The sequence below is a fragment of the Stenotrophomonas sp. YJH_SMC_69 genome (assembly GCF_059370495.1).
The window spans coordinates 339965-354854 of the sequence record NZ_JCAFTS010000002.1; the positions used below are offsets into that span (position 1 = coordinate 339965).

Consider the following 14890-nt stretch of genomic DNA (forward strand, 5'->3'; position numbering starts at 1 on the left):
TTTAATGCGTGGCATCGGCTGTATTCAGCGGCGGTTTCAGCCGCGGTGCCATTCTCTGGATCGTCGGTTGGTTCCCACGACGAACTGTCCTATCGATGCCGGTAGTGACCGATGGTCGCAGTCGTAGAATCGATTTGACCGAGGTCCGGGTTGAGCGGTTGAGCCCACCTCGTTCGCGTTGCAGCACATCGCCTGCCGATCCATTCCACGCGGCGGCCGGGTGCGCCAGACGTGCGCTGAAAGGTCTGTTCCCGGGGAGGGGGCGTATCGGAAGAGCACACTTTTTTGACTTCAGTGACCTGCACCAGGAAACAAGAATGAACGTCCGCGAACTCCTGCAATCCAAGAAAGAAGCTGTCATCACCATCGACGCCGAAGACACCATCGGTGCCGCCGCCCACAAGATGAGCGCGAACAGGATCGCTGCGCTGGTGGTGATGAAGGACGATGCCCCGGTCGGCATCATTTCCGAGAAGGACATCGTGCGTACCCTGGCCGACGACGGCCCGCAGGCCGGCCGCCGGGTGATCTCCAGCCTGCCGTCCACCGGCCTGGAAGGCATTGCGCCGGACGCGACGCTGAAGCAGGCCATGTCGTTGATGACGTACTCGCGGCGCCGTCATCTGATGGTGACCGACGGCAACCAGCTGGTCGGCATCCTCAGCCTGGGCGATATCGTGAAGAACCTGCTGGGCGAGCTGGAACTGGAAAAGGCCGTGCTTCAGGACATCTACATGGCCGCCCACTGAGGGCTGCAGCGCTGGAAGCAGGGAAGCCGGGCATTGCCCGGCTTCTTCGTTCACGGCTTCGGTGATATCAGAACGTGACCTTTACCGAGTCGGCGCTGTAGTTCGCAGGACCGTGATAGACCACTTCGATGTTGTTGCCGTCCGGGTCGAGCACGAAGGCGCCGTAGTAGCCCGGGTGGTAGGGGCGTTCGCCCGGCGCGCCGTTGTCGGTGCCGCCGGCGGCGATCGCGGCGGTATGGAAGGCATCGACGGTGGCGCTGTCGCGGGCCTGGAAGGCCAGATGGTGCCGGCCGGTCAGCTGGCCGGCGGCGGCCTCGCTGCTGGCGCTGGAAATGAACAGCTCATCGGCCCAGAAGTAATCATCGCCTTCGCCGGCGATCGGGATGCCGATGGTGTCGAACACCGCCTGGTAGAAGCGGCGGCTGGCGGCCAGGTCACGCACCACCAGCTGGATGTGGTCGATCAGGCGGCCGCGGTGCAGTTCCATCGTTTCCATACGAACCTCGCAAAAAAGGGGACGGAGGGGATTAAGTCGCTTCCGGCCAATAGTGCCAGAAATGACTTAATCCCCTCCGTCCCCTTTTTGTCAGTTGGCGATGATTTCGACCCAGTAGCCGTCCGGGTCCTTGATGAAGGCCAGATTCTTCATGCGGCCGTCGGTCAGGCGTTTCTGGAAGGTCACGCCGAGGTCCTCGAAGCGCTGGCAGGCGGCCTCGATGTCCGGCACCGACACGCAGATGTGGCCGAAGCCGCGCGGGTCGCTGTTACCGTCGTGGTACACCGCACCGGCCTGGGTTTCGGTACCGTGGTTGTGGGTCAGTTCCAGCACGCCCGGCAGGCCGGCCATCCACAGGCGGCGCTGGCTGTCGTCTTCCGGCACCACTGCGCCGGCCGGCACGTAGGCCAGGAAGTACAGGCTGAACTGGGCGTCCGGGAAGTCGCGCTTGTCGATCAGCTGGTAACCCAGCACGCGGGTGTAGAAGTCCAGCGAGGCGGTGATGTCCTTCACCCGCAGCATGGTGTGGTTGAACACGAAGCCGCTGGTTTCGGCCGGTGCCTGGGCGGCGACGCCGGGGACATCGCGCAGGGCGGGAATGGTCATGGGGGAGGTCCTTCAGACGGGGCCGTTGCCGGCCGGATGGCGCCATTCTACCGGCCCGCACCTGACGGCACCGCGACGTACAATGGCCGGATCGCACCGTTCCGTCCTGAAAACGATTGCCCGCCATGTCGCAGCGTGAATGGGTGGCCGCCGCCATCCGCAAGATCGAAGCCGATTTCAACCGTTCCGCCGATACCCATCTGATCCCGCTGGCGCTGCCCGGGTTCGAGGGCATCGACCTGTACCTGAAGGACGAGTCGAGCCATCCCACCGGCAGCCTCAAGCACCGGCTGGCGCGCTCGCTGTTCCTGTACGCGCTGGCCAACGGTTGGTTGCGCGAGGGCCGGCCAGTGATCGAGGCCTCCAGTGGCTCGACCGCCGTGTCCGAAGCCTATTTCGCGCGCCTGCTGGGCCTGCCGTTCATTGCGGTGATCCCGGCCACCACCTCGCCGGAAAAGATCGCGGCGATCGAGTTCCACGGGGGCCGCTGCCACCTGGTCGAGCGCGCCTGCGACCTCAACTGTGATTCGGAAAAGCTGGCCCGCGAAACCGGCGGCCACTTCATGGACCAGTTCACCTATGCCGAGCGGGCGACCGACTGGCGTGCCAACAACAACATCGCCGAATCCATCTTCAAGCAGATGGCCGAAGAGCCCAGCCCGGTTCCGGAATGGATCGTGTGCAGCCCGGGTACCGGCGGCACCGCCGCCACGCTGGGCCGTTATGTCAGCTACCGCCGGCATGACACCCGCATCCTCTGCGCGGACCCGGAAGTGTCGGTGTTCTTCGACGGCTACAAGGCTGCCGTGGCCGGTGAACAGGACTGGCGTGGACTGACCTGCAGCGGTGGCTCGCGCGTGGAAGGCATCGGCCGGCCACGGGTGGAGCCGAGTTTCATCCCGACCAGTGTCGATGCGATGGTGAAGGTGCCCGATGCGCTGAGCCTGGCCGCGATGCGCCATGTCAGCCGCCAGCTCGGCCGCCGTGTCGGTGGCTCCACCGGCACCAACTTCATCGGCGTGCTGCAGGCCGCGCAATGGATGCGTGAGGCGGGCCACCAGGGCAGCATCGTCAGCATCCTGTGCGACAGTGGCGAGCGCTATGCGCAGAGCTATTACGACCCGGCGTGGTATGGGCGACAGGGGATCGATGTCGACGGCGCCGATGCGCAGCTGGCGGCGGCGGTGGCCGGGCAGGGGTTGCCCGAACTGCCGTGGTGCAGCCTGGAAGCGTTGTAACGCGGCAACGCACGGCCGGCTGCGCATCGGCTGGGTAGCGTCTACTGTTGGTCGACCGCTCCACGTTCAGGTCGCCGGAATCCCGCGCTGCGCGCGAAAGTCGACCCACAGTCGACTCCACCCGGTCGCCGGGGCGTCTCAATACCCCGCTGCGGTGAACGCATCCAGCACCGCATCGCGCAGCGCATCAGGCAACGCCTCGATGTCCATCGCGCGGTCATCCAGGTGCAGGCTGGGGTCCAGGATGCTGGCGCGTCCCTGGGCCAATGCCTGCAGCCACAGCAGCACGCAGATCACGAACTCGCGCTCGTGGCCCAGCTGCAACTGGCTGGCGCCGCGCTCGATCACCTCGAACGGGTACCACTCCTGGGCATCGTTGAACGTGCCGCCCTGCTGCAATACCGCCTGCAGCTGCTCCAAATGGCGGGGGGCGTCGTCGCCGGCATCGCACAGCGCGGCGATCCAGGCCAGTTCTGCCGGGCTGGCGGACAGCGCCAGCGAGCGCGCCGGTGAGATGGATGCCACTGCAGCCAGACCTTCCATGTAGGGCCTCGTTCGGTAAGTACCGCTGCGGACTCCCCCGCAGCCAGAGCTTCGGTGCGCGGCCGTCAGGCCGACGTGAACGCCGGCGCATGCCCCCTTGTCAGCCGCGCCTGTCAGCGCCATATCTGGGAAGCTGCCCGCCCGCCGGGCCCGTTCCCTGGAGATCTGCCGTGACCGTTGCCAACCCCCTGCTCGACTTTTCCGGACTGCCGCGCTTTGACGCGATCCGCCCCGAGCACGTCGCGCCGGCGCTGGATGTGCTGCTGGCCGAGGCCGAAGCTGCCGTCAGCGCAGCCGAGCGGGTGCAGCCGGTGCGTTGGGACACCTTCGTCACCCCGCTGGATGACGCCACCGAGCGCCTGTGGCGTGCCTGGGGCCTGGTCGGCCACCTGCAGGGGGTGGTCAACACCCCGGAACTGCGTGAGGCCTACAACGGCAACCTGCCGCGGGTGACCCGTTTCGCCAGCGCGCTGGGCCAGAACCTGGCGCTGTATCGCCAGTACCAGGCACTGGCCGCCAGCCCGGAGGCCGCGCATTTCAATGAAGCCCAGCGCAAGGTGCTGGACAACACGCTGCGTGACTTCCGCCTGGGCGGTGCCGAGCTGGCACCTGAGGCGCAGCAGCGCTTTGCGGCGATCAAGGAGGAACTGTCGGCGCTGTCGGCGAAGTTCTCGCAGAACGTGCTCGACGCCACCGATGCATGGTCGCTGTACATCGAGGACGAAGCGCGACTGCTGGGCCTGCCGGAAGACGTGAAGGCTGCCGCGCGCGCTGCGGCAGAGAAGGACGGCAGGACCGGCTGGAAACTGACCCTGCAGATGCCGTGCTACCTGCCGGTGCAGACCTGGGCTGAAGACCGCGACCTGCGCGAGATCCTGTACCGTGCCAGCGCGCAGCGTGCATCGGAGTTCGGCGATGACGCGCTGGACAACAGTGGCAACATCGACCGTATCCTTGCCCTGCGCGCCGAACTGGCCGCGTTGCTCGGCTTCGATTCGTACGGCCATTACTCGGTGGCGACCAAGATGGCGCAGGATCCGGCCGAAGTGCTGGGTTTCCTGCGTGACCTTGCCGCGCGAGCCAAGCCGTTCGCGGCCAAGGACCGCGCCGAGCTGGAGCAGTTCGCACGCGAGCAGCTGGGCATCGATGCCCTGCAGGCCTGGGACCTGGCGTTCGCCGCCGACCGCCTGAAGCAGGCGCGTTACAGCTATTCCGAGCAGGAAGTGAAGCAGTATTTCACCGAACCGAAGGTACTGGGCGGCCTGTTCTCGGTGATCGAGCAGCTGTATGGCCTGCATGTGCAGGAAGACAGCGCACCGGTGTGGCACGAAGACGTGCGCTTCTTCCGCCTGGTCGATGCGCAGGGCGCGCTGGTCGGCCAGTTCTACCTGGACCTGTACGCACGCGAGGGCAAGCGCGGCGGTGCGTGGATGGACGATTGCCGCAACCGTCGCGTGCGTGGCGACGGCAGCGTGCAGACGCCACTGGTCTACCTGGTGTGCAACTTTGGCCGGGGCGCCAACGGCAGACCGGCGACCTTCAGCCACAATGAAGTGACCACGCTGTTCCATGAGATGGGCCACGGGCTGCACCAGCTGCTGACCCGCATCGGCGAACTGGGCGTGGCCGGCATCAACGGCGTGGAATGGGACGCGGTGGAGCTGCCCAGCCAGTTCATGGAGAACTTCTGCTGGGAATGGGACCACCTGCAGGGCATGACCGCGCACGTGGACAGTGGCGAGCCGCTGCCGCGCGCGCTGTACGAGCGCATGCTGGCGGCGCGCAATTTCCATAGCGGCATGGCCACGGTGCGCCAGCTGGAGTTCGGCCTGTTCGACATGCTGCTGCACAGCCAGTTCGAACCGGCGCAGGACAGCGTGCTGGCACTGCTGGACCGAGTGCGCGCGGAAGTGGCCGTGAACCACCCGCCGGTCTGGAACCGCTTCCCGCACCAGTTCAGCCACATCTTCGCCGGTGGTTACGCCGCGGGTTACTACAGCTACAAGTGGGCCGAAGTGCTCAGCGCCGATGCCTACGCCGCGTTCGAGGAAGCGCCGCAGGCACTGGCTGAAACCGGTGCACGCTTCCGCGATGAGATCCTGTCGCGTGGTGGCAGCCGCCCGGCGGCGGAGAACTTCAAGGCCTTCCGCGGCCGCGCGCCGCAGATCGACGCGCTGCTGCGGCACTCGGGCATGGCGTAAGCGAAAAAAAGGGGACGGAGGGGATTAAGTCGTTTGTGCACAAACGACTTAATCCCCTCCGTCCCCTTTTTCTATCCGGCGTAGATCATCTTCCGGGTCATGCCGCCGTCGACGATGAAGTCCTGGCCGGTGCTGAAGCCGGACAGCGACGACAGCAGGTACACCGCCAGCGCGCCGATGTCCTCGGGGCGGCCGACCCGGCCGACCGGGTGCTGTGCCTGGTCGATGGCGGAGTACTCCGGTGCGTGTCGCCGCGAGGGGGCCTGCCAGGCCGTGGTGCCGATCCAGCCCGGACTGATGCTGTTGACCCGCACCGTTGGGCCGGCACTGATCGCCAGCGCATGGGTGAACGCCACCAGCCCGCCTTTGGCCGCAGCATAGGCCTCGCTGTGCGCTTCGGATTGCCAGGCGCGGGTCGAGGCGATGTTGATGATTGCGCCGGCGGCGCTGGCCGTCAGCGCCGGTAGTGCGTGCTTGCTGCACAGGAAGGCGCCGTGCAGCGAGGACAGGCGGCGCTGCCACTCGTCCCAGTCCATGTCCTGCAGCTGCGTGCCATGCGGTCCGGCGATGCCCGCGTTGTTGACCAGCCCGTCGATACGGCTGAAACGCCGCAGGGCCACGGCGATGAAGTCGCGCACGCTGGCTTCGTCGGTGATGTCCAGGCGCTGGAATGCGGCCTCGCCACTACGCTGCCATTCCGCCAGGCACGCCTCGCCGGCCTCCACGTCCAGGTCGCCGATCAGCACGCGTCCGCCGGCACCGAGCACGGCCTGTGCGATGCCACGGCCGATGCCGTTGGCGCCGCCGGTGACCAGCACCACCTTGCCAGACAGCGGCGCGGCCGGCCATGCGGCAATCGGCGGCACCGTGCTCACGTCAGGTCTTCGCCACGCAGGCGGCGATGCCAGCCGTCCACGCCGATGCGGTCCAGGGTCTGGATGTTGCGCTCGACGATCACGTCCGGGTCCGGATAGACATCCACTGCGCGCGCCACGCTGTCTTCGCGCAGCAGGTGCAGGGTGGGGAAGGGCGCGCGATTGGTGTAGTTGCTGGCGTCGTCCGCTGCCACGCCGTCGAACTGGTAGTCCGGGTGGAAGCTGGCCACCTGCAGGATGCCCTGCAGGTCCAGTGCCTCGATCGCGGCGTCGGCGTTGTCGAGGAAATCGTTGTAGTCGAGGAAGTCCGTCAGCACCTGCGGATGCACGATCAGCGTGGTATCGATCTGCTCGGCCGGCGTATCGCGCAACAGCACCAGTTCCTCGGCCAGCTGCTCAACCAGCGCTTCCGGCGTGGTCGCATCACTGAGCACGATGCGGACCTGGTCCTTCACATACACCGCCTTGGCGAACGGGCACAGATTCAGGCCGATGACGATGCGCTCCAGCCACAGGCGGGTGGCAGCGATCGGGTCATCGGTGGGCAGGGGGGAATCGGTCATGGCGGGCACGTCGGCTGGCGGGGCCGCCATTGTAGGCGCGTCGTTGGCAACGCGCCGTCGTGCCTGCCGCTGGCAGCGCCGGGGCATGCCCGGCGGATGCCTCAGTCGCGGAAGTTGTTGAACTGCAGCGGCAGCTCGAACTTGCCGGCCTTGAGCACGGCGATGGCGTCCTGCAGGTCGTCGCGCTTCTTGCCCTGCACGCGCAGCTTGTCGCCGTTGATCTGGCTTTCCACCTTCAGCTTGGCATCCTTCAGCGCCGCCGCGATCTTCTTGGCGATCTTCTGCTCGATGCCCTGCTTGACGGTGATCTTCTGCCGGGCCTGGGCCAGGTTGGTCTCGATGTCGCCGAACTCCAGGCTGAGCACGTCGATGCCGCGTGCGGCCAGGCGAGCACGCAGGATGTCGTTCATCTGCTTGAGCTGGAATTCGGTCGGCGCGGTCTGGTTGATGACATCGCCGTCGCGCTCGAACTTTGCGTCCACGCCCTTGAAGTCGAAGCGGGTGGCCAGTTCGCGGTTGGCCTGGTCGATGGCGTTGGTCAGCTCGTGGGTGTCGACTTCGGACACGACGTCGAAGGAAGGCATGGGCGGTGCTCCGCAGGTTTCAGTGGCGATCATTCTATCGCGAGGGCCCGCATGCCCGTCCCCTGTAGAGCCGAGCCCACGCTCGGCGGCTTTGTGAAGAGCAGCCGAGCGTGGGCTCGGCTCTACAGAAAGCGACGACCGGGCGATAATGGGCCATGAACGTGCAACGCTCCCCTTCGCGTGCGGTGGCCTGGATGGTCGCTGCGGTCGCCTGTTTCTCGCTGATGGACGCTGGCATGAAGCAGCTGTCGGCCAGCTATCCGACCCTGGAGGTGACCTTCCTGCGCGGCGCGGCCTCGTTGCCGTTCGTGCTGGTCTGGGTGTTGGCCAGCGCCGGCCCGCGCTCGCTGGTGCCGCGTCGCTGGGGCCTGCACCTGCTGCGTGGCGCGCTGGGCATGGCGATGATCGGCTGCTTCGTGTTCGCCCTGCGCGACCTGCCGCTGTCCACCGCCTACACCATCTATTTCGTCGCCCCGCTGCTGATCGCCGCCTTGTCGGTACCGCTGCTGGGCGAGCGGGTCGGGCCACGGCGCTGGGTCGCCATCGGCATCGGCCTGGTCGGCGTGCTGGTGGTGCTGCGGCCGGGCGTGGACGGTTTCATCTCGGTGCCCGGCCTGATGGTGCTGGCTGCGGCCACCGCCTATGCCGTGGCGGCGATCACGGTCAGCCTGCTGACCCGCACCGATACCTCGCAGTCGATGGTGGTCTGGTTCCTGGTGATCATGGCCATCGGTGCCGGCCTGCTGTCCCTTCCCGGCTGGGTGCCGCTGCAGCTGGCGCATGCGCCGCTGATCGCCGGCATGGGCCTGGCCGGGGCGCTGGGCCAGATCGCCCTGACCAAGGCGTTCCAGCTGGGCGAGGCCTCGATGATCGCGCCCTTGGAATACAGTGGCCTGGTCTGGGTGATCGGTTGGGATCTGGCCTTCTGGGGCCAGCTGCCTGATGGCTATACCTGGGTGGGCGCCGCGATCATCGTGGCTTCGGGGCTGTACCTGCTGCATCGTGAGCGCCTGAACCGGGTGCAGCCACCTAAGCCGCTGGACCATCCCTGAGCCGGTTGGGCCTGGGAATGGGGTCAGGGCCCCTGCGGGGATCCGACCCCGGGGTCGGATCCCCGCAGGGGCTCTGACCCCAGCCAACACGTCGGCGCGGGCGGCTTAGAACCAAAAGGAATAACATTCTGGCCCATGGCGCGGGCGCGCGACCGCCTGCGCTGGTAGGCTGCACGCCCCCTTCCGTCACCCAGCCGGTGAGCCACGCCCGTGATCGAGTTCCAGCGCCTGCACAAATCCTATGCCGTTGCCGGCCGCGAAGTCAGCGCGCTGCAACCGCTGGACCTGACCATCGAGGCCGGTGAGGTATTCGGCATCATCGGCCATTCCGGCGCCGGCAAGTCGACCCTGATCCGCATGATCAACCGCCTGGAAGAACCCAGCGGTGGCCGGCTGCTGATCGGTGGCGAGGATGTCACCGCACTGGACGCGGACGGCCTGCGCACGCTGCGCCGGCGCATCGGCATGATCTTCCAGCACTTCAACCTGCTGTCGTCGCGCACGGTGGCTGGCAATGTCGCCTTCCCGCTGGAACTGGCCGGCACGCCGCAGGCGGAGATCGACGCGCGCGTGGCCGAGCTGCTGCAGACCGTGGGCCTGGAAGCGCATGCGCAGAAGTATCCGGCGCAGCTGTCCGGCGGCCAGAAGCAGCGTGTCGGCATCGCCCGTGCGCTGGCGACCCGCCCGCAGATCCTGCTGTGCGACGAGGGCACCAGCGCGCTGGATCCGCAGACCACCGCCTCGGTGCTGTCGCTGTTGTCGAAGATCAACCGCGAGCTGGGCCTGACCATCGTGCTGATCACCCACGAGATGGACGTGATCCGCCGTGTCTGCGACCGCGTGGCCGTGCTCGATGCTGGCCAGATGGTCGAGACCGGTCCGGTTACCCGGGTGTTCCTGCATCCGCAGCACCCGACCACGCGGCGGTTCGTCAGCGAATCGGAGCACGTGGACGAAGGGGCGTTGCACCGCGATTTCGACGTGGTGGGCGGGCGCATCGTGCGCCTGACCTTCCTCGGCGGCGACACCTACGAACCCCTGCTGGGCAGCGTCGCGCGCCAGACCGGGGTCGACTACAACATCCTGTCCGGCCGTATCGACCGGATCAAGGACACCCCCTATGGCCAGCTGGTGGTCGCCCTGGTGGGCGGTGACCAGTCCGCCGCGCAGGCTGCCTTCGTGGCTGCCGGCGTGCATGTCGAGGAGCTGCGTCGATGATCATCGCCACTGCCGGCGGTTTCTTCCGTCACCTGGATGCGGGCAAGTGGGCCGACATCGGCCAGGCCACCCTCGACACCCTGCTGATGCTGCTCGGTTCGCTGCCGCTGACTCTGGCCATCGGCCTGCCGCTGGGTGTGCTGCTGTACCTGTTCGGGGCGCCGCAGATGAAGCGCCGGCCGTTTGCCTATGGCGTGCTGGCTCTGGTGGTGAACCTGCTGCGCTCGGTGCCTTTCATCATCCTGATGATCGTGCTGATCCCGGTCACGCTGTTCCTGATGGGTACCTCGCTGGGCGTGCGCGGCGCGATCGTGCCGCTGGTGATCGGCGCGGCGCCGTTCTACGCGCGCCTTGTCGAGACCGCGCTGCGCGAAGTGGATCGTGGCGTGATCGAGGCGACCCAGGCGATGGGCGCCACCACCTGGCAGCTGGTCACCCGGGTGCTGCTGCCGGAAGCACGACCGGGGCTGATCGCCGGGGCGACGGTCACCACCGTGGCCCTGATCGGCTTCACCGCGATGGGCGGTGCGATCGGTTCCGGTGGCCTCGGCGACCTGGCGTTCCGCGATGGTTACCAGCGTTCGCACACCGACGTGGCGCTGGTCACCGTGGTCCTGTTGCTGGTCCTGGTGCAGCTGCTGCAGATGCTCGGCGACCGCCTGGTCGCGCATTACAGCCGCAGATAACAGAGTGCCGGGCGGCGCCCGGCATCGTTCGCGTAGTGCCGGCCGCTGGCCGGCAGCTTGCAGCCTGCAGAGTGTCGACAGGGTGCCTGTCATGGCGCCAGGCTCTGGAAGCTGCCACGTCCATCAGGGATCGATATCGCCAGACTGGGACTGGCAGCACGTCGCGTTCCTTGGTGTGTTCCGTAAGGCGTAATACGTTTGGCGGAATGATCCGTTCATTCCGCTGCAAGCAGACCCGGCCCTGTTTGAAGGAACCTGCCCTCGCGCTTGGCGCACGATACGACGCGCTGCTGAACGTAAACTCCAGCTGCTCGATTCGGCACAGACGCTGGCCTTCCTGCGCAGCCCGCCCGGGAATCGTCTTGAGGCAGAGGACAATACAGCCTCCGTATCAACGATCAGTGGCGGCTCTGTTTCACCTGGACCGACGGCGGCGCCGATGCCGTGGAAATTGTTGACTATCACTGAGGTGCCCGCCATGAAGCGTCCCCACAACGGCATGCGCGCCATCCATCCTGGCGAGATCCTGCGCGAAGAGTTTCTGCTGCCCCTGTCGCTGAGCGTGAATGCGCTGGCGAAGGCGCTGGATGTTCCCGCAACGCGGCTGCACGCCATCGTCCACGCTCAGCGCAGCATCTCGGCGGACACGGCAGCGCGGTTGGCACGGCATTTCGGCGGGGATGCCGCTTCCTGGCTTGCGATGCAGGCGGCCTACGATCTCAAGACATTGCCAACACGCAGCGAGATCGAACGCCGCGTACAGCCTCGGGAGGCATGAACCCTGGACGCGCGGCCCCGGATCCGCGCCCACGATCCGGTCAACGCGCGTTCGGTACTTCGTAGCCCAGCTTGCCGACCTGTTCCGGATGCTGAGGCACGCGCTTGAGCTTGTCGGTGTTCACGCCGTACTCGTCGCGCAGGCGCTCGGCCAGCTCCTTGTACAGGGCTTTGTCCATGTCCGGCTTGCGCGCGAAGATCCAGGCCATTTCGCGGCCCGGATAACCGATCAGTGCCCATGAATAGTCCGGGGCCACTTCCAGTACCCGCGAATGGGTCGGCACCACGCGATAGAACCAGGTTCGCCAGCCATGGTTGCCGCTGTCCGGATCGACGCTGGCACGTGCGCGAATTTCCTGCAGTGGTTCGCCGAAGCCATCACGGTAGCGGTAGGTGATGGCGACCTTGTGCTCGTCGCGCAGCTCGTACTCGTTGACGCTGGCGACATGCCCGCGTTCGATGAAGTTCGGCACGCGGCCGATCACATACCAGGTGCCCATGAAGCGCTTCAGGTCGATCGGCGCCCCCGGGTCGGCCGCGTCGGTGGCGCTGGCGCGGGGCGACGGCGGCTCACTGGCGGCCATGGCAGGACCTGCCAGGGACAGAGCCAGCAGCACGGCGCAGAACGGGCGGATCGAAGTCATGCGGGAGCGGGCTCCAGTGGGCTTGCACGCGCATGGTCGACTGTGTGCACGCGATCCGTCAATGGTGTCGCATCCTGTGAGAAGGGGCTTGCCCAAGCTGTGTTGCATTGTCTACCGGAGAAGCCCCCATGAACGCTCGTTCCGTCCGTCGCCCTGCAACTGAACGCGTCATCGAACGCGCCGACCCACGCCTGCTGCGCGGCGTGCGGCAACTGGCGCTGGCCGGGCTGGCGCTGATCCTGGTCTGGCCGGCGGCACGCGGCAGCAGCGCGTGGCTGGGCTGGCTGCCGATGTGGCTGGTGGGCATGCCGCTCGCCGCCTGGTGGGCGCTGCTGCGCTTTCCGCTGCCGCACCCGTCATGGCGATGGCGGGCGCGGCGTACCGGTGGACAGGCGCGCCGTCGGCCGGCTTCCGCCGCACGCGGCCGGCGCGGTCCGGCGGCCACGGCCTGACCTTCGACACGGGGGAGGCCGCGACATTCCGTGCTAGCGTTCCCCGGCTTATGACTGCCTGGAGCTGCAATGTCACGACTCGCTTCCGCCTGCCTGCTGGCCGGCATGATGACCGCTGCCTCGGTGGGGACCGCCGTGGCCGCTGAAGACACCGATCGCTACGCCTGGCTGGAGGACGTCACCGGCGACAAGCCACTGTCCTGGGTCAAGGAACAGAATGCCAGGTCCGAGGCGCGCCTGGCGCAGGCCCCGGCCTTCAAGCAGATGGAGACCAGCATCCGCGAGGTGCTCGACTCCGACGCCAAGATTCCCGGCGTGCAGAAGATCGGTGACTACTACTACAACTTCTGGAAGGACCAGCAGCACGAGCGCGGCCTGTGGCGCCGCACCACCCTGGCCGAGTACCGCAAGGCCTCGCCGCAGTGGGAGACCGTGCTCGACCTGGATGCACTGAACAAGGCCGAGGGCGAGAACTGGGTCTGGCACGGCGCCGACTGCCTGCGCCCGGATTACAGCCGCTGCCTGATCGCGCTGTCGCGCGGCGGCGCCGACGCCGACGTCACCCGTGAGTTCGACCTGGCCAACAAGACCTGGATCAAGGACGGCTTCTTCCGTCCGGAGTCGAAGGGCGGCCTCAACTGGGTCGATCGCGACACCGTGTTCGTCTACACCGACTTCGGTGCCGGCTCGATGACCACCTCCGGCTACCCGCGCGTGGCCAAGCTGTGGAAGCGCGGCACGCCGATGGCCTCGGCCACCGTGGTGTACGAAGGCAAGCCGGAGGACATGTACATCGCGGCGATGCACGATGACACCCCGGGCTTCGAACGCAACCTGGTCAGCCGCACCCTGGCGTTCTACAACAACGAGCTCTACCTGCGTGGCGACGACGGCACGCTGACCAAGATCGACGCGCCGAACTCGGCCGAGAAGGGTTTGCACAAGCAGTGGCTGACCCTGGAACTGCGCGATCCGTGGACCGTGGGCGGCAAGACCTACGCGTCCGGTTCGCTGCTGGCGACGAAGCTGGACGATTTCCTGGCCGGCAAGCGCGACTTCGACGTGCTGTTCACCCCGACCGCGACCACCTCACTGGCCAGTGCCAGCTGGACCAAGAGCCACCTGGTGCTGAACGTGCTGGACGACGTCAAGAACCGCCTGTCGGTGCTGACCCCGGGTGCCGACGGCTGGCAGACCAGCCGCTTCGTCGGCGCCCCGGCCTTCGGCACGCTGGGCGTGGCTGCGGTGGACAGCAATGACAGCGACGCGGTGTGGCTGACCGCCACCGATTACCTGACGCCGACCACGCTGGCCCTGGCCGAGATCGGCCAGGCACCGGAAACGCTGAAGACCATGCCGGCCTTCTTCGATGCCAAGGGCAAGGTGATCGAGCAGCACTTCGCCACCAGCAAGGACGGCACCCGCGTGCCGTATTTCGTGGTGCACGACAGGGCGATGAAGCTCGATGGCTCCAACCCGACCCTGCTGTATGGCTACGGTGGTTTCGAGATCTCGCTGACCCCGAGCTATTCCGGTGGCATGGGTCGCGCCTGGCTGGAGAAGGGCGGCGTGTACGTGGTCGCCAACATCCGCGGCGGCGGCGAGTACGGCCCGCGCTGGCACCAGGCGGCGCTGAAGCAGAACCGTCACAAGGCCTATGAAGACATGGCCGCGGTGGCGCGGGACCTGGTCAAGCGCAAGATCACCAGCGCCAAGCACCTGGGCGTGCAGGGCGGCAGCAACGGTGGCCTGCTGACCGGCAACATGCTGACCCAGTACCCGGAGCTGTTCGGTGCGGTGGTGGTGCAGGTGCCGCTGCTGGACATGAAGCGCTACAGCCACCTGTTGGCCGGCGCCTCGTGGATGGCCGAGTACGGCAACCCGGACACCAGCGACTGGGAATTCATCAAGACCTTCTCGCCGTATCACCTGTTCAACGCGAAGAAGAACTACCCGCCGGTGCTGTTCACGACCTCCACCCGCGATGACCGCGTGCACCCGGGCCACGCCCGCAAGATGGCGGCGAAGATGATCGACGCCGGCAAGGACGTGACCTACTACGAGAACATCGAAGGGGGCCACGGCGGCGCAGCCAACAACGCACAGGCCGCGCATATGTCCGCGCTGGCCTACAGCTTCCTGTGGGAGCGGTTGGGCGGCAAGTAAGCAGAACGGAAAACGCCGCCCTAGGGCGGCGTTTTTCTTT

General features: G+C 66.8%; 16 protein-coding genes. 9 read left to right on the forward strand and 7 right to left on the reverse strand.

What is annotated here, in order from left to right; translation table 11 throughout:
* Positions 1-317 precede the first annotated feature (317 nt).
* Positions 318-749 carry a CBS domain-containing protein gene (locus AC5P8F_RS04720; RefSeq protein WP_014648481.1) on the forward strand — a complete coding sequence of 144 codons (432 nt, stop codon included), beginning with the start codon at positions 318-320 and terminating at the stop codon, positions 747-749.
* Positions 750-816: 67 nt separating this feature from the next.
* On the opposite strand, the gene AC5P8F_RS04725 is transcribed toward AC5P8F_RS04720, so the two are convergent.
* Together AC5P8F_RS04725 and gloA are read right to left on the reverse strand one after the other, a co-directional pair.
* On the reverse strand, positions 817-1245 hold the full coding sequence (locus AC5P8F_RS04725; protein WP_049404183.1) for a VOC family protein: 429 nt from the start codon (positions 1243-1245) through the stop codon (positions 817-819).
* 90 nt (positions 1246-1335) lie between these two features.
* A complete protein-coding gene (gloA, locus tag AC5P8F_RS04730) occupies positions 1336-1851 on the reverse strand; it encodes a lactoylglutathione lyase (protein ID WP_014648479.1) in 516 nt (171 codons plus the stop codon).
* A gap of 125 nt (positions 1852-1976) precedes the next feature.
* Between gloA and AC5P8F_RS04735 the strand changes: the two genes are divergently transcribed.
* Entirely contained in the window at positions 1977-3089 is a 1113-nt protein-coding gene (locus AC5P8F_RS04735; protein WP_014038552.1) for a PLP-dependent cysteine synthase family protein, read from the forward strand.
* A 138-nt stretch (positions 3090-3227) separates the two neighbouring features.
* On the opposite strand, the gene AC5P8F_RS04740 is transcribed toward AC5P8F_RS04735, so the two are convergent.
* Entirely contained in the window at positions 3228-3632 is a 405-nt protein-coding gene (locus tag AC5P8F_RS04740; protein WP_014648478.1) for a hypothetical protein, read from the reverse strand.
* 170 nt (positions 3633-3802) lie between these two features.
* Between AC5P8F_RS04740 and AC5P8F_RS04745 the strand changes: the two genes are divergently transcribed.
* Positions 3803-5833 carry a M3 family metallopeptidase gene (locus tag AC5P8F_RS04745; RefSeq protein ID WP_049440000.1) on the forward strand — a complete coding sequence of 677 codons (2031 nt, stop codon included), beginning with the start codon at positions 3803-3805 and terminating at the stop codon, positions 5831-5833.
* A gap of 71 nt (positions 5834-5904) precedes the next feature.
* On the opposite strand, the gene AC5P8F_RS04750 is transcribed toward AC5P8F_RS04745, so the two are convergent.
* The 3 genes from AC5P8F_RS04750 to AC5P8F_RS04760 form a co-directional block, all read right to left on the reverse strand.
* A complete protein-coding gene (locus AC5P8F_RS04750) occupies positions 5905-6708 on the reverse strand; it encodes an SDR family oxidoreductase (protein WP_049439998.1) in 804 nt (267 codons plus the stop codon).
* Positions 6705-7271 carry a DUF1415 domain-containing protein gene (locus AC5P8F_RS04755; RefSeq protein WP_049406028.1) on the reverse strand — a complete coding sequence of 189 codons (567 nt, stop codon included), beginning with the start codon at positions 7269-7271 and terminating at the stop codon, positions 6705-6707. The genes AC5P8F_RS04750 and AC5P8F_RS04755 overlap by 4 nt, the downstream gene beginning before the upstream one ends.
* 101 nt (positions 7272-7372) lie before the next feature.
* On the reverse strand, positions 7373-7855 hold the full coding sequence (locus tag AC5P8F_RS04760; protein ID WP_006471121.1) for a YajQ family cyclic di-GMP-binding protein: 483 nt from the start codon (positions 7853-7855) through the stop codon (positions 7373-7375).
* Positions 7856-8010: 155 nt separating this feature from the next.
* Between AC5P8F_RS04760 and AC5P8F_RS04765 the strand changes: the two genes are divergently transcribed.
* The 4 genes from AC5P8F_RS04765 (at position 8011) to AC5P8F_RS04780 (ending at position 11589) form a co-directional block, all read left to right on the forward strand.
* A complete protein-coding gene (locus AC5P8F_RS04765) occupies positions 8011-8907 on the forward strand; it encodes a DMT family transporter (RefSeq protein WP_014648474.1) in 897 nt (298 codons plus the stop codon).
* A gap of 210 nt (positions 8908-9117) precedes the next feature.
* Complete coding sequence (locus AC5P8F_RS04770) at positions 9118-10125, forward strand: methionine ABC transporter ATP-binding protein (RefSeq protein ID WP_495227651.1); 1008 nt, start codon at positions 9118-9120, stop codon at positions 10123-10125.
* Positions 10122-10811 (forward strand): methionine ABC transporter permease, encoded by a 690-nt coding sequence (locus tag AC5P8F_RS04775; protein ID WP_049439996.1) that lies wholly within the window; start codon positions 10122-10124, stop codon positions 10809-10811. Before AC5P8F_RS04770 ends, AC5P8F_RS04775 begins: the two co-directional genes overlap by 4 nt.
* A gap of 478 nt (positions 10812-11289) precedes the next feature.
* Positions 11290-11589 carry a HigA family addiction module antitoxin gene (locus AC5P8F_RS04780; RefSeq protein WP_495227653.1) on the forward strand — a complete coding sequence of 100 codons (300 nt, stop codon included), beginning with the start codon at positions 11290-11292 and terminating at the stop codon, positions 11587-11589.
* A gap of 40 nt (positions 11590-11629) precedes the next feature.
* Here AC5P8F_RS04780 and AC5P8F_RS04785 read toward each other — a convergent pair whose 3' ends face one another.
* A complete protein-coding gene (locus tag AC5P8F_RS04785) occupies positions 11630-12232 on the reverse strand; it encodes a lipocalin family protein (RefSeq protein ID WP_014648471.1) in 603 nt (200 codons plus the stop codon).
* Between the two features lie 128 nt (positions 12233-12360).
* Between AC5P8F_RS04785 and AC5P8F_RS04790 the strand changes: the two genes are divergently transcribed.
* Together AC5P8F_RS04790 and AC5P8F_RS04795 are read left to right on the forward strand one after the other, a co-directional pair.
* The gene (locus AC5P8F_RS04790) at positions 12361-12684 is read left to right on the forward strand and encodes a hypothetical protein (RefSeq protein ID WP_032961212.1); all 324 of its coding nucleotides are present in this window, start codon (positions 12361-12363) and stop codon (positions 12682-12684) included.
* A gap of 69 nt (positions 12685-12753) precedes the next feature.
* Complete coding sequence (locus tag AC5P8F_RS04795) at positions 12754-14850, forward strand: prolyl oligopeptidase family serine peptidase (RefSeq protein ID WP_495227654.1); 2097 nt, start codon at positions 12754-12756, stop codon at positions 14848-14850.
* Positions 14851-14890: the final 40 nt, after the last annotated feature.